This window comes from Marinobacter sp. 2_MG-2023 (assembly GCF_030546935.1).
Taxonomy (GTDB): domain Bacteria; phylum Pseudomonadota; class Gammaproteobacteria; order Pseudomonadales; family Oleiphilaceae; genus Marinobacter.
This window is the reverse complement of sequence record NZ_JAUOPH010000005.1, coordinates 336,479-359,350: the sequence shown is the minus strand read 5'-3', so window position 1 is coordinate 359,350 and position 22,872 is coordinate 336,479. Positions and strand designations below refer to the sequence as shown.

Sequence of the window (22,872 nt, the reverse complement as noted above, 5' to 3'; positions counted from 1 at the left end):
TCGTACGCATTCCGCACAAGTGACGTGCGAAGCGACAGCACCCCGAACTCAACAACCGGCCGTGGGGCTCTCACGTTGAGACGGTTTTACCAAGGAGAAAGCAATGAAACTTGTGACAGCGATCATTAAGCCTTTCAAACTGGATGATGTCCGTGAGGCACTATCCGAGATAGGCGTACAAGGCGTAACCGTCACTGAGGTCAAAGGCTTCGGGCGGCAGAAAGGTCATACAGAACTTTATCGTGGCGCGGAATACGTTGTGGATTTTCTGCCAAAGGTAAAAGTGGAAGTGGCCATTGGTGACAACCTGCTGGACCAGGTTATTGAGTCCATCACCAAAGCCGCCAATACCGGAAAAATCGGTGATGGCAAAATCTTTGTAACAGAACTGCAACAGGCTATCCGGATCCGGACTGGCGAAACAGGCGAAGAAGCGGTTTGATTCTGATCTGACCACGTAACTGCCAACGCAAAAAAACTAATTCGAAGTGCCTCGTGCGGAGGGCATCCTATGGAAAGCAATATTTTTCACCTGCAGTATGCAATAGATACCTTTTATTTCTTGGTGTGCGGCGCCCTGGTAATGTGGATGGCCGCCGGCTTTGCCATGCTCGAGTCAGGGCTTGTAAGGGCCAAGAACACAACTGAAATTCTCACCAAAAACGTCGCTCTATTCGCGGTCGCCTCCATCATGTATCTGGTGTGTGGTTACGCAATCATGTACGACGGTTCCCTGCTTCTGGCAGGCATAGAAAGCACAGACCCGGCTGCGGTTCTGGGCGACTATGCCGCTCGTGAAGATGGCTTTGAAGGTGGCTCCATCTATTCGGGTGCTGCTGACTTCTTCTTCCAGGTCGTGTTCGTGGCTACTGCCATGTCAATCGTGTCCGGCGCGGTCGCTGAGCGCATGAAGCTCTGGGCATTCCTTGCCTTCGCTGTCGTAATGACCGGTGTAATCTACCCGCTGGAAGGCTCCTGGACCTGGGGCGGCAAGGACGTCTTTGGGCTCTACAACCTCGGCGACCTTGGTTTCAGCGACTTTGCCGGTTCAGGCATTGTTCACATGGCCGGTGCGGCTGCTGCACTTGCGGGCGTAATCTTGCTCGGAGCCCGTAAAGGCAAATATGGCCCCAATGGCGAAATCCGCGCCATCCCCGGTGCTAACCTGCCTCTGGCTGCATTGGGTACCTTTATCCTTTGGATGGGCTGGTTCGGCTTTAACGGCGGTTCGGTTCTGAAGCTGGGCGATATCGCCAGCGCCAACTCAGTTGCCATGGTGTTCCTAAATACCAACGCAGCCGCTGCCGGCGGTGCTATAGCGGCTCTGATAACCGGCCGCTTGCTCTTCGGAAAAGCGGATCTGACCATGCTCCTCAACGGTGCGATTGCAGGCCTGGTAGTTATCACCGCCGAGCCCTCTACGCCTAGCGCTTTGGTCGCAACCCTCTGGGGCGGTCTGGGCGGCATAGCCGTGGTATTCAGCATCATCTTCCTGGACAAGCTGCGTATCGATGATCCTGTAGGCGCCATCTCAGCTCACGGCGTATGTGGTTTCATCGGGCTGATGCTGGTTCCTATCACTAACAGTGGTGCTACTTTCAGCGGACAATTGATTGGCGCTGTAACCATCTTTGTCTGGGTGTTCCTTGCCAGCCTGCTGGTCTGGGGCATCATCAAAGCTGTGATGGGTGTACGTGTCACCGAAGAAGAAGAGTACGAGGGTGTGGACCTGTCCGAGTGCGGCATGGAAGCCTACCCGGAGTTTGTCAGCGGCAAATAATCGCCTTTGACGACAAACAGAAAGGGGTGCCTGAAAAGGCGCCCCTTTTTTCATTTTCGAGAACTATGTAACTAAGTGGGAGAACCGCAAATCCCGACAGATGACAGTGTTTCAACGTTCGGCTACTATCACTCTGCATTTACTGGTCATCTAAGGATAGATGAAGGCAGCCATGAAGGACTCCCCAGCCATGAGCCAGGAAGCTCAGACCCACACCTCGTTTTGTTATCACCCAGGCTCGGTGGCCGAAGGCGCCAGTGGGTACCTGGTAGATCAGTCAAAGCATCCCGATGCTTTACGCCTGTTATTTGAACACGACCCCACACCGGTTTATGACCTGCCGTATATCCACTCGGAATACCGCGAACTAGCCTCCGATGGCCCTCTGGTTATCCAACCCGTATCAGCCCGCAGTAAAGAATGGCTCCATAAGTGGCTGGCCGAGGGTAAAGCACTGGTACTGTATGGCCAGGAGTTGACTCTGGAGGCAACCTGCGATCACTTTGCCTGTCTGAACACCGTGTTCAGCCCTGGGGGTGAAAGCCTTTTTCGTTACGCGGATCCAGCAACACTGGCCAGCCTTGCAACATCATTGTCACCCCACCAGCGTCTGCGGATTCTCGGCCCGCTAACTGCCATCCATGGTTGCCATGCGGGTGCCAACTGGTCGCTTACGAAGGCCCAACCCAAAGCACTTCCGGATGAGTTGTGGGAGCGAAACCCTGCCCCTCTTGAATTGACGCAAGAGAATCTCGCATCCGCAGAGGCCTATCGGCGCGGTTTACTCGCAAATGCCTTGGCCGAAAACAATGGATTGCAGAAACAGACAGTGTCTGGCTGGTTCCAACAATTGAAAACGCTGGGGGCAACGAGTGAGCAAGGCTTGGTTGAAGGCGCCGGAGTATTGATCATGCGGGGCTTTACCAGAACACTAAACGACGGAGAGATATCGACCCTAAGCAAAACCAGGCAAGGAGCCTGCTGGTCAGACGTACTGGAAGCGCTTGCGACGCTACCACAATCACAGGAAGGAACCTGATGACACCCACGAACAATCTGCCATTTTCACCCAGCACTGCGCCTCTCGGAGCCCACGGAACGCCAGTCTGCAAGCACGAAACCGCAAGTGTACTTTTGCGCCGCGTCGACAATCTCCTGCGACCAAGAGCATTGCTCAATGCAGGCAGTATCAAAGATGAAAGCGGAAAATTCGTAACCGCCGAACCACAAAACGGCTCAGAGCATACACCAGATAATGCCGAGGCCCGCTTCACCCAACTTGTCACAGGCAACGCGCGATGGCACTGGCCGGAGGAGCAAGAGGGGGAACATTTAATCGGGTTCGATACCTTAGGCAAACAGCTCCGTTTCCGCCCCGGCCAACTGCTCGGCGAAGGGGTAAAGCTGACCGTCATCCAGGGCGAGCGCAAGGCAACCGCAATACACCTGCCACCACCAGTGATCATTAACCTGCGCGAAGCGGCACCCGCATCTGAAGACTTGCTGACGGACGAACAACTGAAGTATTTCCGGGAAAACGGCAATAATGCGCTCATTTTTATGCACGGCTACAACGTCCCCCATGGTGAGTGGGGACGGCTTGGCTGGCATTCCAATAAAGCCACCGCCTGGCAAGACCCGCAAACGGTGAACGATGAATACCTGAATGGCGCTGGCGCCCATAACTGGGCGGTCCATATGGAATACCGGTTAAACCGCGCAGCGGGTTTCGACGGCGAGAACTGGATGCCCTATAGCCGCATCATCAACGTTTCCTGGCCGGGCAATACGGGCTCAACTGACTTCATGCAGGCGGAGCTTAACGCAATGACTGCGGGACGGCGCCTGGCTCCGCTATTGCTGCAATTGGCAGATGCAGGCATAGCCATAAACCTGATTTCTCATTCACTTGGGGCTCGGGTGGCGCTCACCGCCCTGAACATTATGGGTGCCATGGGTAAGCGAGACCTGGTTGACCACCTGTTTCTCTGGCAGCCGGCCGTCGCAGACAATGCGCTGACCAATGACAGTAACCGTGATGTACACCCCCTGGGGCTGGGAGTATTCCCCAATGCCCATAAGGCAGCACGGAAAATCGTTGTGCTGCACTCCCGTGGCGACGGCATTCTCGGGCCCGACAGCAGTGAAGATGATGACTGGTGGTGGCGGGTCATTTCACCCGTTTCCTGGGCCGCAGTTAAAGCATGGGATATCGCAACTGCAGATGACCCCATGGATGAAATACTCGGTAAATTACGGGGTGCTTATGACAAAAAATGGTGGACCTTCCCAAGCTTCCTCGACAACGGGTTTGGGCCAGCAATCGAAAAGCTTTACAAAGACTACTTACCGCTGACTTACGATGTGCGGATGACAGCCCACCCTCAGCGCTCTTTAGCTACACCCGGCGTTTTGAAGCAAACAATCCTGGATAACTGGAAGAGGCTTGAGAAAGACATTTTTGCTGAAGCAAGCGCCCTGTGGCAGCCCTGTATTGATTGCCTTCGGAACGGTGAACGACCACCAGATTATACTCTGCTCGCCCCCTTGAACCATCGAGCCAGTGTTAGCCCCCAAGTGGCCAGGGATTATGTTTTGCGGTTGAAAAAACTTGCGGTAAACAACTGGTTTCCGGAGAAACCGCCTCGGCCTGCGCTGGGGTATGTCGGGCTTGAGGAAGCTATGGATACCAAATCAGATAATTTTGACAGATTTATCAGTAGTTTAATCGATAAAGATGAGATTGATCAGGTGAATCAGTCAACATGGTTACATAGTCACTCAGGGATGAGGATTCCTACCCGAGAATTGTTCGCAGAAGTCTATCAACGAGAGATCATGAAAAACCAATTGCTAGCAAATTCAAAGTTTGGGCGTTACTGATGAGGAAATTCAATCTACGGGCGCTCTTGGCACTAGGGCTCATCTTGGCGGCAGGGTTTGGTTTTTGGACCGTTTACAACTCATCTGGACCAGTTATGAGCGCCTCCGTTTCCTCAAACGGAGCATTTGCAATCACCGCCCACAAGGATCGAAAACTGATTTTGTGGGATCTGGAAGGGCACAACCGAAAAATTATCAGCCGCAATGCCAATATCTATAGTGCGTACTTCATTAAACACCAGCCCACATTTCTCTGGCAGGATCTCGACAATACCGTCACCGTTCAGTCGGTAAGCGGAGAGATTAAAACGGCTTTCGAACTCCACAAGCCTACCTACGGTAACCTCATGACTCAGGATCTCGGCACCTATTATTACTCCGACATAGGCTGGGGCCTGTATCGAAGAACGGTAGAGGGATCGACAGAGACCCTGAAAGCAGCCGACGGTAAGGCTTTTCTTGGTTATCACAAGCTCTTCAACCTTACGATGGATGAATCTGAGCAATGGATTGTTTCCGCTGGAAGCGGTGAACCTAAAGGATTCGAGCCACCCTATTATCGGTCACTGCAAGAGGTTCTGGATGAAGGGGCAGATTACCAGCACCTTTATAATGTTGCGTTATGGGACCTCGAAACAGGACAGCCTACGACTAAACTGGATGGCAATTCGTCCAAAACCCACGCTGCCATAAGTCCGAACGGACAGTGGGTCGTTAGCGCGGATGAGAACGGAAAGAGTTTTGCCTGGAACACATCTCACCCCAAGCACCGAATGCGCAACGCCGGTTACGCAGGGCTTTTCATCGAAGGCCTTCCGGACGACCTTCCTGCCAAGAAGTACTATGATAAAAGTAAGTTTATCGATCCACCCAAAGGCACGCATGCTTTCACCATCGCAGTAGCCTTCATCCACAACAGCGAATACTACCTCCGGTTCGGCAACAACAGCCACATCGCGGCCCTGTTCAAAACCGGCAGCCCCTGGCCTGTGAAATACTTTGATCTTGGCGAGTCACCCGAACTGGTCACCTACGGCAGTCAGTACGACCGCAACACCGCCATTGCCACCTCGCCGGAAGCGGGCATTCTGGCGATGGGGCACAAGGCGGGCGGTGGTATCAGTGTGTACCAGTTTGATCCGGACGAGCTGGCACTGGAGAGGGTCTGGGTGGTGGAATAGGTTTCTGAGTCAATCCGCTTGTGCCCTGAAATTCCTGGCCGAAACCTGAAACCCGCAGCAGCATACCGGGCTGCCTCAGCGTGGCAGTTGCTCCCCCGGATTATCGTTTACCAGCGTGCCTTGTCCCACATTTCCGGGTTAGCCCAGTACCGGGGGTTATTCCAGTCTCGTCGCCGGTTGTAACTATCGATGTTGTAGGTATACAGAGTACGCGCTGGAGTCCCCTCCAGGTAAGCCTGGCGCTGGAAACCCAGGCCAAGAAAATCACTCAGTTTCCAGTCCGAAGCGTCGGTCATAATCACGGCTATCCGGTGCGTGCCAAAATTGCGTAACTGGCCGAGCAGCAGAGTGCCTTCTTCACGACTCAACTGCTCAAGAGCACCCTCAATCAGGGCCAGATCGTGGGTATGCGACGACGGCAGAGCCTTCCTGGACTCTGACAGCAATAGTTCGGTGTAGTGTTTGTCCGGGTACTGTTTATGCCAAGCACTCCCCAAACGCACCGGCAGTGTGCCACATACCAGCAGCGTATCCGGCTGGCAATTGTCCAGGGTTTGCGCAAGCGCCTGCTGGGGCGTCATACGAGATTCGTTTTGCTCTATCACTTTAGCCACTCCCATGAGGGTGCCGGCAGAGCCTACCCGTCCAGGCTGGAGCAACTGCCGCTCTCGCAGATCTGGATGGTCGGGTAGCCCCTAAATCAGCCTTCTGTAGGGCGCACTTCATCTTCCAGCGCATCGATCATAAACTGGGGCATAGCGAGTGCGCCGTGATGAATGCCAGCGTTGTAGTAACGGGTAACGAAGGGGCGGTTGTTTGCGTCGTCTTCACGAAAATACTTTATCGGATTCTCTTTGCTGGCCATGGTGCAGCTCCACCAGCCGGTGGGGTACACGGGCTGCGGAAACGGTAACGTTTGCACATGCTCGAAGCCGGCTTTGCGCATGTCGGTATGGATATCTTTAATGATGGTGTTGGTGTGTAACAAAGGGGATTCGCTCTGCTGCACAATAATGCCACCTTCACCCAGCGCCAGCATGGCATCGCGATAGAAGTCGAGAGCAAACAAGCCTTCTGCCGGGCCAACCGGATCGGTACTGTCAATAATGAGGATGTCGATGCTGCCGGGATCTACTTCCCGCATCCATTGTATGCCGTCGCCGAAGAAAAAGTTGGCTCGTGGGTCCTCATTGGATTCGCACAGCTCGGGGAAATACTCCTCTGACGTACGGGTCACTCGTTCGTCGATTTCAACCTGCCAGGCTTCTTCCACGGCGGGGTGCTTCAGAACTTCTTTCAGGGTTCCGCAGTCTCCACCGCCTACGATCACTACTTTTTTTGGATTTTTGTGGGTAAACAAGGCCGGGTGAGTCATCATCTCATGATAGAGAAAGTTGTCCCGAGTGGTCAGCATCACACAACCGTCCAGTACCATCAGGTTGCCGAACGTCTCTGTCTCGTAGATTTCCAGTTTCTGGAACGGCGTCTGCTCTTCGTGCAGCTTCTTTTTCACCTGCAGGGAAAATGCAGTCCCCTGATCCTGGAATACCTCAGTAAACCAGTTGTTGTTCAGCGTAGTCATAGCGTTCTCCTGCAAAACCTGGAATTTGGTCAAAGGGCGTATTGTAGAGGCGCGGATCGGCCAGCCAAAATATTTGTTGGTCATTGCTGTAATTCCGCACATCCGCAGGCGCGATCAACAAGGTGGGAGGCTTTCAGGGGCAGAAGCCAGGCCCTACAATAACAGCCATTCAGCCGGCCTGCCCGGCTCCGGTTTTCCCAGAAGGATAGCAGTCATGAGTAATTCCAGCGCTTCCCCGGCTCACAAGGTTTATAACATCGCCCACTGGAGCGATGGTTATATAGGTGTCAACGCGGAAGGCGAGGTTCTCATTCGGCCAAACCGTGGCAAGAGCGAGGCGGAAATCAATCTGCCGGAGCTGACCCGCTCTTTGATGAACTCAGGGCTGCAGCTACCCATACTTATCCGCTTTGCAGACATTCTTCACGACCGGGTGAACAAGCTGTGTAACGCGTTCAACAAAGTTTCTACAGAACATTGCTATACAGGACAGTACACCGCTGTTTACCCCATCAAGGTAAACCAGCAACGCCGGGTAGTTGAAGAGCTGACAGCCGCAGAACCCGCCGCGAGTAATGGGCAGATTGGTCTGGAGGCAGGCAGCAAGCCGGAACTGATGGCGGTATTGGCTCTGGCAAAACAGCCCGGCTCCGTCATCGTTTGCAATGGCTACAAGGACAGAGAATACATTCGCCTGGCGTTGATCGGTCAGAAGCTCGGTCACCGGGTGTTTATTGTGGTTGAGAAGCAGTCGGAACTTCCGCTTATTCTGGAAGAAGCCAAAAAGCTCGAGGTATCCCCGCTAATTGGTGTACGTGTTCGCCTGGCAACCATTGGCAAGGGTAACTGGCAGAACACCGGCGGTGAAAAATCCAAGTTCGGGTTATCCGCCAGCCAGGTTCTGGACGTGGTACATACACTCCGCGAAGCCGGCGAGCTGGAGACACTTCAGCTCCTGCATTTCCACCTGGGCTCGCAGATTGCCAATATCCGCGATATACAGACAGGACTGCGGGAATGCGCGCGCTTTTATAGCGAACTCCGACAGATGGGTGCACCGGTGAATACCGTTGATATCGGCGGCGGCCTGGGTGTTGATTACGAGGGCACTCGCTCACGCAGCGCCTGTTCCATGAATTACAGCATGCACGAGTATGCCTACAACGTGGTGCACGTATTACAGGCTGAATGTGATCGCCACGGGCTTCCCCATCCCGATCTGATCAGCGAATCCGGGCGCGCGCTGACAGCACACCACTCAGTTCTGGTCACCAACGTGATTGATCACGAAGAGCCGGAAGACCTTCCCGTCACAGAGCCAGAACAGAATGCTCCGGCGCCTCTGCAGGACCTCTGGCGAGATCTGGAAAGTCTGGAAGACCCTGAATCCCCGCGTTCACTCGCCGAAATTTATCACGACGTCCTGCATGCCATGTCGGATGTGCATGGCCAGTTCGCCCACGGCATGCTCTCACTGCAAGAGCGGGCAGACTCAGAAATACTCTATATTCGCTGCTGTCGGTTGCTGCAGAGCCAGTTGGACAAAAACAGCAGGGCCCATCGGGAAATCATTGATGAGTTGAACGAAAAACTGGCTGCAAAACTGTTCGTTAATTTCTCGCTATTTCAGTCTTTGCCCGATGTATGGGGCATAGACCAGATATTCCCGGTCATGCCGGTAAATGGCCTGAATCGGCCGCTCAGCCGACGCGCAGTAATTCAGGACATCACTTGTGATTCTGATGGCCGGATTGACCGCTACGTTGATGGCCAGGGCACGGAAACCACCCTGCCCTTACCTGAAGACGAACCAGGAGAGCCCTTATTGATGGGTTTCTTTATGACAGGCGCCTATCAGGAAATTCTGGGGGATATGCACAACCTCTTTGGCGACACTCACTCTGTGGATGTGCGCCTGAACGACGCGGGCGGCTTCGACACCAGTTCCCCCATTATTGGCGATACGGTTGCGAACGTGCTCAGGTACGTAAACTTTGAGCCGGACAACCTTCTGTCGGCGTATCGGAGCAAATTTTCCGCAAGCCAACTACCGGAAGATGTTCAGGTAGCCTTGATGCAAGAACTCGCCGCGGGGCTTGAAGGCTACACCTATCTGGAAGACTAAGCGTTTCCTGAAATCCTGGCCCCGAAAAGCCGTTTGGAAAATAACTTTTACAAAAAGCTGATCCGCACTCACACCCGACGCGTAGTTATCAAGACTGACAAATCCAGGGCGAGTGCATAGAATGATAAGCAGAACGAATTTGAATCATGCGACTGTCGAGGAGCGTCCGGTGACCACACTGGATAAAAAACCAGCACACGGTGAGGGCCGAAAAGATCCCTGGAGCCAACTGTTGGTGAAAGTGGGGAAAAGCCAGGACCGCCAAGCCTACCATTCATTGTTCGAGCATTTCGCACCGCAACTCAAGTACTACGCCATGGCAAACGGCATGGCCAGCCATGCTGAAGAGCTGGTGCAGGAAGTGTTTGTATCCATCTGGAGGAGAGCCAGCCTCTATGACTGGCACAAGGCTGCAGCATCAACCTGGATCTTTACCATCGCACGTAACCAGCGCATTGATATGCTACGCAAAATGCGTCGCACCAGTGCGGAGATGCAGGTTGAGACCGAAGATCTATGGCAGATACCGGGCGAGGATGAGAACGAGCCAATAACCTCACTGCACCGTCTGATGTCCGAGCGCCGCGTGAGAGACTCGCTCAAAAACCTGCCAGAAGAACAGATTACCGTGATCGCCAAGGTATACATGGAGCAGAAGTCCCATCAGATGGTAGCTGACGAGTTAAATATCCCCCTTGGGACGGTCAAAAGCCGTGTGCGCCTGGCGCTGAACAAGTTGAAAGTGATTTTGCAGGATCAGAACGTATGACACGGCATCACCCCGACAGTATTCAACTGATGGAATACAGCGCCGGCAATTTAAGCGAGCCTCATGCACTTTGCATTCGCTTGCACCTCAATGAGTGCGCTCTTTGCCGAAGCCGGGTCGATACTCTCGATAGCCTGGGTGCAGTGATGATGGAGCAGCAGCCAAAAGTCAGTGTATCCGAGTCGATGTTTGACAGCATTCTGGCGAAGATCGACAGTGATCCGGCGCCCCAGCCGGTAATAGAGACTGCGCCCAGAATCAGCATTCTTCAGAAATTGCTGGGAGACGACATCAACAATCTGCCCTGGAAGCGTCAACTGGGTGATGTCAGCGTGCTGGATATTACTGAAAAATTTCCGGGCCAGAAGGAACAGGTTGTCCTCCAGAAACTGGTTTCCGGAGGCAAGGCTCCGGCCCATACCCATCGCGGCACCGAGACAACCATTGTGCTGCAAGGTGCTTTTGCCGACCAGAAAGGCGTTTTTAATCAGTGGGACTTTGTTGTTCTAACAGATCAGGACGAGCACAAGCCAGTCGCTGTCGGGTGTGAAGACTGCATCACTCTTTCGGTGCTGAGCGCTCCGGTCAAATTGACTGGAACCTTTACCCGCATGCTGAACCCGTTCATACGCTGATTTTGTTGTCACAATGGCCGCATTCACCAGGGAAGCTCTGAACCATCCCAGCTCAGGAAGTGGCCATTATCCCCTGAAGTAATCCCCTCAATAACCTTCACCAGATTCCCGGCAGTTTCAGCGGCGCTGTGCACCTGTAGCTGCGCCAGAGACTGCCTGAAGGGCTCGCTGAGGGCTGAGTCAGTAGTTCCGGGATGCAGTGACACACAGGCGACTGGCTTGCAGCGGCGCGGCAATTCCACAGAGAGCGTTCGCACCAGCATGTTTAACGCAGCTTTCGAGCTTCTATACGCATACCATCCCCCTAGACGGTTGTCTTCAATCGAGCCCACTTTGGCGGAAATGGCCAGAATCCGCTTCAGCTCACGGTGCCTTAGCCAAGGCAATAGCGCCTGGACCAACATAGCAAAGCCGGTTGCGTTTACCGCGAAGGCCCGGGCCATGCTGTTCGCTTTCATATCCTCAAGCCGTTTTTCCGGAAACACGGGGCCGTCATGAAGCAAACCTGCGGCGTATATGAATGTATCGATGCCCGTCGTCGCAGGAATCGTTTTTTCAAGAGCCCGGGCAACGTCACCCGGAGACTGATCATTCTCCGCATCCCACGCCAACACCGTTAAACGGCTATGACTGCGTAACGATTCAGACACCTTTTCTGGGTCGCGGGCCAAACCTACCACTATAGATTCCTCATCGCGCTCCAGCAGCGCTTCGGCTAGGGCCCCACCAATCGCGCCGGAGAGGCCGGCCACTAAAATTCGCTTCATGATATTCCTCCACTCTGGTCTCAACCATATACGAACAACTTGCGCAGCAGACCGCATGCACGAGTGAACCACAAAATTTAAACAGTCGTATGAAATAGCTCTGATACCTCTTGATGGCTAGATAACCTCAGTAAGGAGAGTGCTCATGCAATACCAGGCCCCGGCAAATGATCTTCGTTTTCTGCTGTTCGATGTACTCGGTTTAGACCAGCTTCATGAGCTGGAAAAGTACGCCGATGCAACACCGGATCTTATCTCCGCAGTTGTTGACGAAGCCGGTAAATTGGCCGCCGAAGTGATTCAGCCAACCAATCAGGCCGGCGACCGCGAAGGCTGCGACTACGACCCGAAGACCCACGAAGTAAAAACACCGGAAGGCTTCAAAGAGGCTTATAAAAAGTTTGTAGAAGGCGGCTGGACAGCGCTGGATGCACCCTTGGAGTTTGGCGGACAGGGCTTGCCTCACACTCTGAAGTTTGTGGTTGATGAGATGGTCTGCTCCACCAATCTGTCGCTGGGCATGTACCCGGGCCTGACCCATGGCGCAATCAGCGCGCTATACGCCCACGGCTCCGATGAGCTGAAGCAGACCTATCTGGAAAAGCTGGTTTCCGGCGAATGGACGGGCACCATGTGCCTTACCGAGCCCCAGTGCGGCACGGATCTGGGCCTGATTCGCACAAAAGCGGCGCCAAACCAGGATGGCAGCTATGCCATTGAGGGCACCAAAATCTGGATTACCGGCGGCGAGCACGATCTTACCGATAACATCGTGCACCTGGTGTTGGCCAAGCTGCCTGGTGCGCCAGACACAACAAAAGGCATTTCCCTGTTTATTGTGCCCAAGTTTCTGCCGGAGTCCGGCGAACGCAACCCGGCATTCTGCGGTGGCCTGGAACACAAGATGGGCATCAAGGGCTCCGCGACCTGCGTGATGAATTTTGAAGGCGCCAAGGGCTGGCTGGTAGGTGAAGCCAACGATGGTATGCGTGCCATGTTCACCATGATGAACGAAGCCCGCCTGATGGTTGGCATGCAAGGCCTTGGCCTTGCCGAGATGGCGTACCAGGAAAGCCTCAACTTTGCGCGCGAGCGCTTGCAGAGCCGCTCGCTGAGCGGACCAAAGAATCCGGATGGCCCGGCTGATCCAATTATCGTACACCCTGACGTGCGCCGTATGCTGATGCGCCAGAAAGTTCTGAATGAAGGCATGCGTGCACTTGCTCTGTTCACCGGTCATCAGCTGGACCTCTCGGTCGCCCACCCGGACGAATCTGTACGCGAGTCGGCCGATGATCTGGTGCAGTTGCTCACGCCTGTGGTCAAAGCTTTCCTGACCGACGAAGGCTCCAACAATGCGAACACTGGGTTACAGGTGCTTGGAGGCTCAGGCTTCACCACCGATTGGCCGCTGGAACAACTGGTTCGTGACGGCCGTATTGCGCGCATCTATGAGGGCACAAACGGCATTCAGGCGATGGATCTTGTCGGCCGTAAACTGAGTCTGAAAGGCGGGCAACTTGTACGCACCCTGTTTGGCGTGCTCTCGGGCTACCTTAAGGACAACCCGAAAGCTCCCCATCGCGAACAACTGAAAGGGGCTATGACTGCACTGGAAACTGCAACCATGTGGCTGGCAACAAACGCACCTAAAGATCCCGAGCAGGCCGGGGCTGCCGCCACGCCTTATCTTCGTCTGATGGCACTGACGGTTGTCGGTTATATGTGGTCTCGAATGGCTAACGTAGCCAGCCAGCAGCTTGCAGCCGGAGAAGGCAACAAGCCATTACTTGAGAGCAAACTCGTGTCTGCCCGCTTCTACTTTGAAAAGCTGCTTCCGGAAATCCACTGGTTGCTGAGCGACATCGAAAGTGGAAAAGACACTCTCATGGAGATGGGAGATGACCACTGGGCGGCCTGAGCCTATGTGAGTGACTGCACGTCCGGGCTCCTGACTTTTTGATTAAAAGCGACTGGCCCGGATTATTATATTGAAAGCCACGCATCGCGTGGCTTTTTTTCGGGTGTTTTCGGTCTGCTCCGGCACTGGGGTATAATCGCGGCCTTTGATTATCTCCGGCTAGCATCCGGATACAAACGGAGACCGCATGAACGCCGACGATTACGCTTTCCGCTTTGGCGGCATTGAACGGCTGTACGGACGCCGTGCCCTGCAGGCCTTCCGCGATGCCCATATCGCCGTTATCGGTTTGGGCGGAGTAGGCTCATGGGCAGCGGAGGCGCTGGCTCGCAGCGGTATTGGCACCATAACCCTGGTCGATATGGATGATATCTGTGTATCCAATACCAATCGCCAGCTGCACGCGCTGGAAGGTCAGTATGGACGCACCAAGACCGATGCCATGGCGGATCGGCTGAAAGCCATCAACCCACATGCGGATATCCGGATTCACTTTGGATTTCTTACCCTGAAAAACCTGACAGAGCTGATCACACCTGACATGACAGGTGTAGTTGATGCCATCGACAGCGTAAAACCAAAGGCTGCACTGATTGCCCATTGCCAGCGTGGAAAAATTCCGATCATATGCGCGGGCGGCGCCGGAGGCCAGACAGACCCCACCAAGATCCTGGTAGCGGATCTCAGCAAAACAACTCAGGACCCTCTACTGGCCAAGGTTCGTAACCTTCTTCGTCGAGAATACGGTTTCTCACGTAATCCCAAGCGACGCTTTGGCATTGAGGCCGTATACTCAACGGAACAGCTCACGTACCCGGCCGAGGATGGCGAAGTCTGTCTGCAAAAGCCTGCAACTGCCGGCCCCTCACGGCTGGACTGTGCGTCTGGCTTTGGCGCCGCTTGCCCGGTTACTGCCAGTTTTGGTCTGTTCGCAGCCTCAAGGCTGTTAAATCGTATTGCACGACGCACCAACCAATAACCAAACGGATACCCAACCTTTATGCCAGCCAGTACGGTAGTGATTCTTGCAAGCATCGGTATCCTCTCATTATCTTTTCAGTGGCTCGCCTGGCGCGTGCGGGTGCCCGCCATTCTTTTTCTGCTTGCCGGCGGGATTCTTGTAGGTCCGGTATTGGGCTTCCTTAACCCGGACGAGGTATTCGGGGATCTGCTGTTTCCGATGGTTTCACTCGCCGTTGCCATAATTCTGTTTGAAGGCAGCCTGACTCTGCGCTTTGATGAAATTCGCGGACACGGCAAAATGGCCCGTAATCTCATACCGGTTGGCTCCATTGTCACCGGCATTATCGGCACCCTGGCAGCACGCTGGGTTCTCGATATTTCCTGGGCCGTCGCCATGCTCTTTGGCGCTATCTCCATTGTTACCGGGCCTACGGTTATTGCACCGTTGCTGCGCTCAGTGCGCCCGACCGCCAAACTGGCGAACATTCTGCGCTGGGAAGGCATCATCATTGACCCGGTCGGCGCCTTACTGGCGGTTCTGGTGTTCGAGGGCATCGTTTCCTGGGGCCAGGGCAACGTGTTCGGTCACTCCCTGTATATTTTTGGCAAAACCCTGTTGATCGGCTTTGCCCTCGGGGCCTTGGCGGGTTATCTGAACGGTCTGGTGCTGCGCAAGCACCTTATGCCGCATTATCTGCACAACGCAGCCACGCTCACGTTCATGCTGGGCGTCTATGCATTCTCCAATGAAATGGCCCACGAGTCCGGCCTGCTCACGGTGACTGTGATGGGCATCTGGTTGGCCAACATGAAGCAGGTCTCCGTCGACAGCATTCTTGAATTCAAGGAATCCCTGAGCGTGCTGCTGATTTCGGCACTGTTTATCATTCTGGCTGCACGGGTAGAGTTCGCTGCCATTGCAGATCTGGGGTGGGGGCTGGCCGTGGTGCTGGCGGTGCTGATGCTTGTGGCCCGGCCGCTTAGCGTATTTCTATCAGCTATCGGCACCGGGCTGAACTGGCGGGAAAAACTGTTTCTAAGCTGGATTGCTCCGAGAGGTATTGTGGCTGCAGCCGTTTCTGCCCTGTTTGCGTTCCAGCTACAAAAGCTTGGCTACGAAAGCGCGGCAGCCCTTGTACCCATGGTATTCGTACTGATTATTGCCACCGTTACCCTGCAAAGCCTGACAGCCCGGCCTGTCGCCCGGTTGCTGAAAGTTACTGAGCCTGCAGAGTATGGGTTTCTGATACTTGGCGCCAACCCGGTTGCCCGCATGATCGGACAGGCATTAAAAAAGCATGATGTGCCGGTCGCCCTGGCAGATACCAACTGGGAGAACGTGCGTCAGGCACGCATGGATAATCTTAAGGTGTACTTTGGCAACCCGGTTTCCGAGCATGCATCAACCCACCTTGACCTTACGGGAATCGGGAACCTGCTGGTCATCTCCCCGTACAAGCATATGAACTCCCTGGCGACTTACCACTTTCTGGACTGGTTTGGTGACACCAATGTGTTCAGCCTTTCAGAGGGTGATCAGGATCAGAAGGCGAGGCACCAGACCGCGGGGAAAATTCAGGTAACTCGTGGCCTGTTCAACGACGTGAGCTATGCCAAGCTTGCCAGTCTGGCGAGCCAGGGCTATTCAATAAAAACCACTCAGCTCAGTGAGGAGTTCGAGTACAACGACTTTCTGGCACAATACCGGGGGCAGGCATTGGTGTTGTTTGTATTCGACAGTAAGAGCCGTATCAAGCCGGTGCGCAACATGGACGACTTGAAGCCAGGTGACGACTGGATACTGATCAGCCTGGTGCCTCCCCAGAACCACAAAGAACGCAAAGATAAGGGAAATGGGGCAGAGCCTTCGGCCTTGAAGGTAGAGCCCTCAGCGGGCCCCGACCCAAGAAGCTGAAAACCTAGCGGCAGTCCAACACCAGCTTGCCACGCACATGCCCACCTTCGAGCAGTTCGTGGGCCTGTGCTACCTGGTCCAGCGCAAAGGCTTTCTCTATGTGCACCTTCACGTCGCCGTCTTCAATAAGCTCGGCAATTTCATCCAGGTGAAACACATCCGGACGCACGGTCATGCCATGTGCTCTTAACCCCAGCTCTTCGGCAGCGCTCACGATTTCATCTGCCGTAATCGTAGGGATAGTGACCAGCATGCCATTTTCACCAAGGGTACGCAGAGACCGCTTGCCGGTTTCGCCGCCCACCAGATCCAGCACCAGGTCCAGTCCGAAACACTCATCAGCGATATCGGTGGTGTGATAGTCAATAACTTCGTGAACACCAAGTTCTGAAAGAAAGTCCCGGTTGCCCGCTGAAGCAGTGGCAACAACATGTGCCCCTCTCGCCAACGCGAACTGCACGGCAAGATGCCCTACCCCACCGGCACCGGCGTGCACCAGAACTTTTTGCCCAGGCTCAAGCTTCGCCACTTCAAACAGTGCCTGCCACGCTGTAAGCGCTGCAAGCGGCAGAGCTCCGGCTGTTACCAGGTCCAGTTCTTCGGGCACGATAGCCAACTCATCAGCAGAGGCAATGGCATACTCAGAATAGCCCCCGCCATTCAACGGAAAGCCAATCATCCCCATAACCCGGTCTCCGGGTGCTAAAGTGGTCACGCCATCCCCAACGGTAACTACCTCCCCGGCCACGTCGTATCCGGGGACCCAAGGCAGCGAGCCTTCAATCTGCTGTGCCACAAACCCAAAACCTTTGCGGGTTTTCCAGTCGATGGGGTTAAGCCCGGCACCGTGAACACGAATCAATACCTGCTCCTCCTCCGGGGAAGGAATATCCGAGCTTACTACCTGCAGAACATCACGGTCGCCAAATTGGTGGTAAACCACCTTTTTCATGGCAGATTCAGTCTGCTGATCAATAGGTGTATCCATGGGTATCTCCGGAAAAGGGCGCCGATAGTAAAGGGTTGCGACGGGGTGCTTTGTATTCTTTCAGGTTACCAGAAGTTGCCGGCAATAGTGACCCGGCTAGGCTACAGACCTCGACCTCCGGCAACACAGGCTGCAGTCAGAATATCTGCAAACTCTTTCGGTGCACGGGAAGGCCGCTGGGTTTTCAGGTCCACACAGGCGTGGGTCGATACTGCCCGCACCAGGGTTCTGCCATCTTCGGGGCGTACCAGCTGGAACTGCCTCGCAGAGCGGAAGCGGCCATCAAAGCCGGTGAGCCAGGTTCCCATGATCAGCCGATCACCCGCATTGGCAGATGCCAGGTAGTCGATTTCAGTTCGGGTGATGGCCATGGCCTTGCCAGTTGTCTCATGCAGCTCCCATGTCATCCCCAGGCTCTCGACATGCGCCCAACTGATGTCTTCCAGCCAACGCACATAAACAACATTGTTGGCATGTCCTAGCCGGTCGGTGTCGTCCGCAACCACCTGAATCTCGAGAATGAAAGGGTCTGGTAGATCCCACTGCACTGGTTGCTCTGTCATCACTGCCCTCCAAGGCCTGGAATGGCCTGCAACGTTAACCGCCCTATACGGTCGTTGTGAAGTGAACCAAAATACAGATGGCCACCGTGGGGGTTCACCGACGTAATCTCCTGGAGGTGCTGGCCCCGGGTGTCATGAAGGCTGGTGATAACTTTGCCATTGCGATCAAACGCAACAACCAATCCGTATTCCTGGGGTTTCGGTTGCAGGGCTTGCGGTAATTTCGCCACCAGCTCCTTGAGCCAGGGAAGCGGATGCAAGCTATCAATACTGGCATTCCGGAGTGTCGGAAACGCGACCCAGAACCTGCCATTTTCATCCACCGCCAGGTTGTCGGGGAAGCCCGGCAGATTATCCACAAATACCTCAGCCTGTCCGGCTTTCGGACCTTTAATCCAGTATCGATGGATTCGGTACTTCCAGGTTTCATTCACCAGCACATAGTCGTCGTCTGGCGCCACGGCAACGCCATTGGCAAAATGCAACTTGTTCAGCAAAACTTCGGTTTCACCGGTTTCCGGGGTGTATCGCAGCAGCCGACCGTGGGGCCTCATCTCAAGCAGGTCCAGTTGGTAATCCGGTTGCTGAAAACGAGAGCTGGCATCGGTGAAATAGATCCGGCCGTCCCCTGCGATATCAACGTCGTCGGTAAACCGGAACGGTATGCCCTCAGCCTCAGCGGCAAGCACGCTGATGTCGCCATCGGGCGTGATGGAAAGCAGACCCTTCCAGGCATCAGCGACAATCAGGTTGCCACTGAGGTCAAATACCAACCCAAGGGGACGGCCTCCTGTCGACAGCCAGTTTTCAACCCGGCCGTCCGGAAACACACGCACAATGTAACCGTCCTGAGTGCCTGTGAAGACGACACCCTCGGCGCTAACGGCTGTATCTTCAGGCCCATAGACCTGACCCAGCGCCAGCAACTCTGCCTCACCCAAACGTTCATTCGGCGCCAGCAAGTCGGTCATAGGCTCAGGAGCCGGCGGCAGCCATGCCAGAGCATCGACCGGCGACTTTGCAAGCAGCAAACCACCCAACAAAACAAACACGACCAGCAGCCCGGCCATCAACCACTTCATACGCTTAACCTGCCCGTTATCCGTTTTATTTTCAGGGTCAGTCTGAATTATTCCCTTCCAGAAAGCGCCGGCACAGCGCTATAAACTCGTCGGTCTTCTCAGCGTGCAGCCAGTGCCCGGCCCCCTCAATAGTGCTTATCTGAGCCCGTGGAAACAGCCGATAGATTTCACTCCGGTGCTTCTCCTGAATATAGGCCGAATCGGCACCTTTCAGGAACAGAACAGGGCCGTTATATGGGCCGTCGCCATCCGGCGCCTTGGCCAGGTTGGGGTAGCAGGTCTCAATCGCTTGCAGATTCAAACGCCACCTATAAACGGGCCCACCATTGACTTGTTCATCGTTCGGGATGCGTACAAGGTTCATAAGCAGAAACTGCCGTATAGCGGCCACATCTACAAACTTCGCCAGCTGAGTATCAGCATCTCTGCGTGAACGCACTTTCGTAAGATCAACCTGTTTGAGTCCATCGAGGATGGCATCATGACCCGGCTTGTACGACACAGGTGAAATGTCGGCGACAATCAGCTTTTCAACGCGCTCCGGGGCCTGTAACGCGACCTGCATGGCAACCTTTCCGCCCATCGAATGTCCCAACAGGCATGCCTTGTCGATACCCTGCTCATCCATATAGGCAATTACATCTTCTGCCATAGACGGATAATCCATGGTGTCAGTATGAGGGGAACTCCCATGGTTGCGCTCGTCCAGAGCGTGAACCTGCCACTCACCGTGCAGTTTCCGGGCAATACCACCGAGATTCTCGAGGGACCCGAACACCCCGTGCAAAAGGATCACGGGAGAGCCTTCTCCGGTAATTCTGTGGTTCAGTTTTACGCTCATGGGCAGGCAGTCTCCGTCAGGAATTGTATTGTTTGAGTGCCGATACAGTACCACTGCCAGTAACACGAGCAAATAAAGTGGGGGCGAGGGGCTTTTCTTGGGGTAAAAAAAGACCGGGCAAAGCCCGGTCTGAAGGTCATAGACGTTGCATCTGAATACTTAGCAGCAATACATATCGCGCAGATATTCAGCAAGTGCTACAACGTTTTCACGCTCACGCTCGGTGCTGGGTACAAAAATCCTGTGTTCCATAAAAGCCTCCTGGCTCGACCTTCGATTACTTCAACCTGATGAATAGATGCTATCGTTGGAGGAGGTAAAACCCGTTGACAGACTGTCCCTTTCGTTTGACATTTTGTATCAGCATCCATGACACCCCGTTAATGAGACGGTTAATGTGACCACTGCGCCAAAGGACACCACAACGACACTCTTCGTGGCTGCTTCCAGTACACTGGCACTCGTGCACTACCTTAGCCGCCAGGGTGTTCTGGACAGCCCTCGTGTAGAACAGATTCTCGGCATGGATATGCCCGCGCTTAAAGACCCAGACCGGCGGGTACCAGCGCAGGCGCACTACAGACTGTGGGATCACGCAGAACAAGTCACCGGAGACCCGGCGGTGGGACTGAACGCCGGCCAGGTTATCGACCCTGAACGCATGGGTCTGGTTGGCCACGTTTTCTTCAATTGCGACACTCTGGGTGAGGCGGTAACCCAGTATGTTCGCCTGCACAGGCTGATCAACGAATCGGTGTCCCTGAGCTTCGAGCAGACTGAAAACCAGGCCATCCTGACCTGGCAAGCAGATTCCCCCGAAAATTACTGCCGTCAGGATATGGACCGCACCCTGGCGGCCGCCTTGTGTCGGACCCGACATTTCATTTACTCGGGAATAAAGGCCGAATGGGCGGAAATTGCTCATCCGCGACCGGAATACGCAGACCTGTACGAAAAACTGCTAAAAGGCCCGGTAACTTTCGGGGCGGCAGCAACCCGGCTGGCATTCAATACCCGCCACCTAAGCCACCCAATTCCACACCGCAATCCTTACGTGTATTCAGCGGTCCTTCGCCAGGTCAATGGGCTACTGGCAAGGTTGCAAACCCGACGCTCATTTGGCCGCAAAATACGCCGATTAATATCGCGCCAGATGTCGACGGATAAAATCGATGCGGATACTCTTGCCCAGCAATGCCATATGAGCCGCCAGACTCTCTACCGGAGACTGAAAAAAGAAGGGCTGGGTTTTCATGAGCTGGTCGAACAAGTGCGAAAAGACAAAGCCCTGCGCTACGTTGCTTCTGACCACTACGCCCTGGGGGAAATCGCTTTCCTTCTCGGGTTCTCAGAGCTGAGTGCTTTCAGTCGGGCCTTCAAACGCTGGACGGGTATCGCACCGGCTCAGTATCGGGCCCAGCACCTCTCCCGAGAAAACGAGCAATGATGCCTGACACCTCCTTACTCGCCATACTGGTCAGCCTGTTTTATCTGGGCTCCGCTGCCTGTATCTATCGTATTTTGCTCACCTACCGTACCACCCAGGGCGCTATCGCCTGGATTATCAGCCTCCTCGGGCTGCCCTATGTTGCGGTGCCACTGTTTCTGGTTTTTGGTCGCTCGCGCTTCGGTGGATATATCAAAGCCCGACGAATGGGCGACCAATCCCTCTCTGAGCTGCTTGACCGGTTTGAAGAGCAAAAAACCTCTCTCTCCACCCCCGAACAGGAGCAGCTTGATAAACAGTTACAGGTTCTCTGCAAGCTTGGGCGACAGCCCTTCACTGAAGGCAACCGGTGCGCCTTGCTGCGTGATGGCGAGGCGACTTTCGAGGCTCTGATCTCGGCCATGGAGAATGCAACATCCTATATTCTTCTCGAGTTCTACATTGTCCGTTCAGACAAGGTTGGCCAGCGCATCAAAACCATCCTCGAACACAAGCTGGCAGAAGGCGTGCAGGTCTGGTTTCTGTACGATGAAATCGGTAGCGTCGGGCTGCCCCGAACTTACCTCAAAGAACTTACAAAAGCGGGTGCCCGCGTTGCGTCCTTTGGTGATGGCAATATGCGTCGCCGACGGTTCCAGATGAACTTCCGAAACCATCGGAAACTCCTGGTCTGTGACGGTAAAATCGGGTTTGTCGGCGGCATCAACCTGGGTGATGAATACCTGGGCACCGCGATGGATCAGGAGCCCTGGCGAGACACCCATTGCCGAATCGAAGGCGCCGCTGTCAAGGGCCTCCAACTTGCCTGGCTGGAAGACTGGAACTGGGCCAGTAACGAATTCCCCGACCTGGACTGGGCGCCAGAAAACAAGCTACCGGGAGATGAACGGGTTCTTGTACTGCCCACTGGGCCTGCAGACACATGGGAAACCTGTGCGTTGTTTTTCCTCAACTGTATAAACAATGCACAGACTCGCATCTGGATAGCTTCGCCCTATTTTGTTCCGGACTTCCAGATTGTGAATGCCTTGCAACTCGCTGCTCTTCGGGGTGTGGATGTAAGAATCATTATCCCGGAGAAATCAGACAGCCAGCTTGTTCGCCTTGCCGCATATTCTTACCTGGTTCAGGCGAGTCAGGCGGGCATAGGTATCTATCAGTATCAACCGGGTTTCATGCATCAGAAGGTGATTCTGGTCGACACGGACTACGCTGCCGTGGGCACCGCAAATCTCGACAACCGCTCCATGCGCCTGAACTTCGAGATCATGGCGATCAACACTTCCGGGTCCTTTGTTTCCGAGGTGGATGCCATGCTCACAGATGATCTTATTCATTGCCGCAAAATGACCGAGCAGGACTACGAAGGTCGTTCCATTATGTTCCGGTTGACCTGCCGGGCGGTTCGCTTACTCGCACCATTACTGTAG

At 54.5% G+C, this 22,872-nt stretch carries 20 protein-coding genes; 13 read left to right on the top strand and 7 right to left on the bottom strand.

The window, feature by feature from the left end; all coding sequences use genetic code 11:
• Positions 1-103 precede the first annotated feature (103 nt).
• The 5 genes from glnK to Q4501_RS15415 all read left to right on the top strand — a co-directional run bounded on the left by glnK (position 104) and on the right by Q4501_RS15415 (position 5,844).
• Positions 104-442, top strand: coding sequence for a P-II family nitrogen regulator (gene glnK, locus Q4501_RS15435; RefSeq protein WP_071264623.1), 339 nt, complete (start codon positions 104-106; stop codon positions 440-442).
• 69 nt (positions 443-511) lie between these two features.
• Positions 512-1,780 carry an ammonium transporter gene (locus Q4501_RS15430; protein WP_303597154.1) on the top strand — a complete coding sequence of 423 codons (1,269 nt, stop codon included), beginning with the start codon at positions 512-514 and terminating at the stop codon, positions 1,778-1,780.
• 172 nt (positions 1,781-1,952) lie between these two features.
• Positions 1,953-2,819, top strand: a complete 867-nt coding sequence (locus Q4501_RS15425) for a DUF4123 domain-containing protein (RefSeq protein ID WP_303597153.1) — start codon at positions 1,953-1,955, stop codon at positions 2,817-2,819.
• A complete protein-coding gene (locus Q4501_RS15420) occupies positions 2,819-4,663 on the top strand; it encodes an alpha/beta hydrolase (protein ID WP_303597152.1) in 1,845 nt (614 codons plus the stop codon). The genes Q4501_RS15425 and Q4501_RS15420 overlap by 1 nt, the downstream gene beginning before the upstream one ends.
• A gap of 95 nt (positions 4,664-4,758) precedes the next feature.
• Positions 4,759-5,844 carry a WD40 repeat domain-containing protein gene (locus Q4501_RS15415; protein ID WP_303597151.1) on the top strand — a complete coding sequence of 362 codons (1,086 nt, stop codon included), beginning with the start codon at positions 4,759-4,761 and terminating at the stop codon, positions 5,842-5,844.
• A 107-nt stretch (positions 5,845-5,951) separates the two neighbouring features.
• Here the strand turns inward: Q4501_RS15415 and Q4501_RS15410 are convergent, their stop codons facing one another.
• Both Q4501_RS15410 and speE read right to left on the bottom strand, forming a co-directional pair.
• Positions 5,952-6,449 (bottom strand): DUF6231 family protein, encoded by a 498-nt coding sequence (locus Q4501_RS15410; RefSeq protein WP_303597150.1) that lies wholly within the window; start codon positions 6,447-6,449, stop codon positions 5,952-5,954.
• A 95-nt stretch (positions 6,450-6,544) separates the two neighbouring features.
• A complete protein-coding gene (speE, locus tag Q4501_RS15405) occupies positions 6,545-7,426 on the bottom strand; it encodes a polyamine aminopropyltransferase (protein WP_303597149.1) in 882 nt (293 codons plus the stop codon).
• Positions 7,427-7,640: 214 nt separating this feature from the next.
• Between speE and speA the strand changes: the two genes are divergently transcribed.
• The 3 genes from speA to Q4501_RS15390 all read left to right on the top strand — a co-directional run bounded on the left by speA (position 7,641) and on the right by Q4501_RS15390 (position 10,955).
• Complete coding sequence (speA, locus tag Q4501_RS15400; protein WP_303597148.1) at positions 7,641-9,551, top strand: biosynthetic arginine decarboxylase; 1,911 nt, start codon at positions 7,641-7,643, stop codon at positions 9,549-9,551.
• Positions 9,552-9,720: 169 nt separating this feature from the next.
• Positions 9,721-10,320, top strand: coding sequence for a sigma-70 family RNA polymerase sigma factor (locus Q4501_RS15395; protein WP_303597147.1), 600 nt, complete (start codon positions 9,721-9,723; stop codon positions 10,318-10,320).
• Positions 10,317-10,955, top strand: coding sequence for a ChrR family anti-sigma-E factor (locus Q4501_RS15390; RefSeq protein WP_303597146.1), 639 nt, complete (start codon positions 10,317-10,319; stop codon positions 10,953-10,955). The genes Q4501_RS15395 and Q4501_RS15390 overlap by 4 nt, the downstream gene beginning before the upstream one ends.
• 23 nt (positions 10,956-10,978) lie before the next feature.
• On the opposite strand, the gene Q4501_RS15385 is transcribed toward Q4501_RS15390, so the two are convergent.
• Entirely contained in the window at positions 10,979-11,722 is a 744-nt protein-coding gene (locus Q4501_RS15385) for an SDR family NAD(P)-dependent oxidoreductase (RefSeq protein WP_303597145.1), read from the bottom strand.
• A gap of 145 nt (positions 11,723-11,867) precedes the next feature.
• On the opposite strand from Q4501_RS15385, the gene Q4501_RS15380 reads away from it, so the two are divergent.
• From Q4501_RS15380 to Q4501_RS15370, 3 genes are all read left to right on the top strand, one after another.
• Positions 11,868-13,643, top strand: a complete 1,776-nt coding sequence (locus tag Q4501_RS15380; protein ID WP_303597144.1) for an acyl-CoA dehydrogenase C-terminal domain-containing protein — start codon at positions 11,868-11,870, stop codon at positions 13,641-13,643.
• A gap of 187 nt (positions 13,644-13,830) precedes the next feature.
• Entirely contained in the window at positions 13,831-14,622 is a 792-nt protein-coding gene (gene tcdA, locus Q4501_RS15375; RefSeq protein ID WP_303597143.1) for a tRNA cyclic N6-threonylcarbamoyladenosine(37) synthase TcdA, read from the top strand.
• A gap of 21 nt (positions 14,623-14,643) precedes the next feature.
• Positions 14,644-16,521: a sodium:proton antiporter gene (locus Q4501_RS15370; protein ID WP_303597142.1), complete on the top strand. Its 1,878-nt coding sequence runs from the start codon at positions 14,644-14,646 to the stop codon at positions 16,519-16,521.
• A 4-nt stretch (positions 16,522-16,525) separates the two neighbouring features.
• Here the strand turns inward: Q4501_RS15370 and Q4501_RS15365 are convergent, their stop codons facing one another.
• The 4 genes from Q4501_RS15365 to Q4501_RS15350 form a co-directional block, all read right to left on the bottom strand.
• Entirely contained in the window at positions 16,526-17,509 is a 984-nt protein-coding gene (locus Q4501_RS15365; protein WP_303597141.1) for an NADP-dependent oxidoreductase, read from the bottom strand.
• A gap of 101 nt (positions 17,510-17,610) precedes the next feature.
• Positions 17,611-18,072 (bottom strand): thioesterase family protein, encoded by a 462-nt coding sequence (locus tag Q4501_RS15360; RefSeq protein ID WP_303597140.1) that lies wholly within the window; start codon positions 18,070-18,072, stop codon positions 17,611-17,613.
• Positions 18,072-19,154: an SMP-30/gluconolactonase/LRE family protein gene (locus tag Q4501_RS15355; protein WP_303597139.1), complete on the bottom strand. Its 1,083-nt coding sequence runs from the start codon at positions 19,152-19,154 to the stop codon at positions 18,072-18,074. Before Q4501_RS15355 ends, Q4501_RS15360 begins: the two co-directional genes overlap by 1 nt.
• A gap of 37 nt (positions 19,155-19,191) precedes the next feature.
• Entirely contained in the window at positions 19,192-19,995 is an 804-nt protein-coding gene (locus tag Q4501_RS15350) for an alpha/beta fold hydrolase (RefSeq protein ID WP_303597138.1), read from the bottom strand.
• 397 nt (positions 19,996-20,392) lie between these two features.
• On the opposite strand from Q4501_RS15350, the gene Q4501_RS15345 reads away from it, so the two are divergent.
• Together Q4501_RS15345 and cls are read left to right on the top strand one after the other, a co-directional pair.
• Positions 20,393-21,442: an AraC family transcriptional regulator gene (locus tag Q4501_RS15345; RefSeq protein WP_303597137.1), complete on the top strand. Its 1,050-nt coding sequence runs from the start codon at positions 20,393-20,395 to the stop codon at positions 21,440-21,442.
• Entirely contained in the window at positions 21,442-22,872 is a 1,431-nt protein-coding gene (cls, locus tag Q4501_RS15340; protein WP_303597136.1) for a cardiolipin synthase, read from the top strand. The genes Q4501_RS15345 and cls overlap by 1 nt, the downstream gene beginning before the upstream one ends.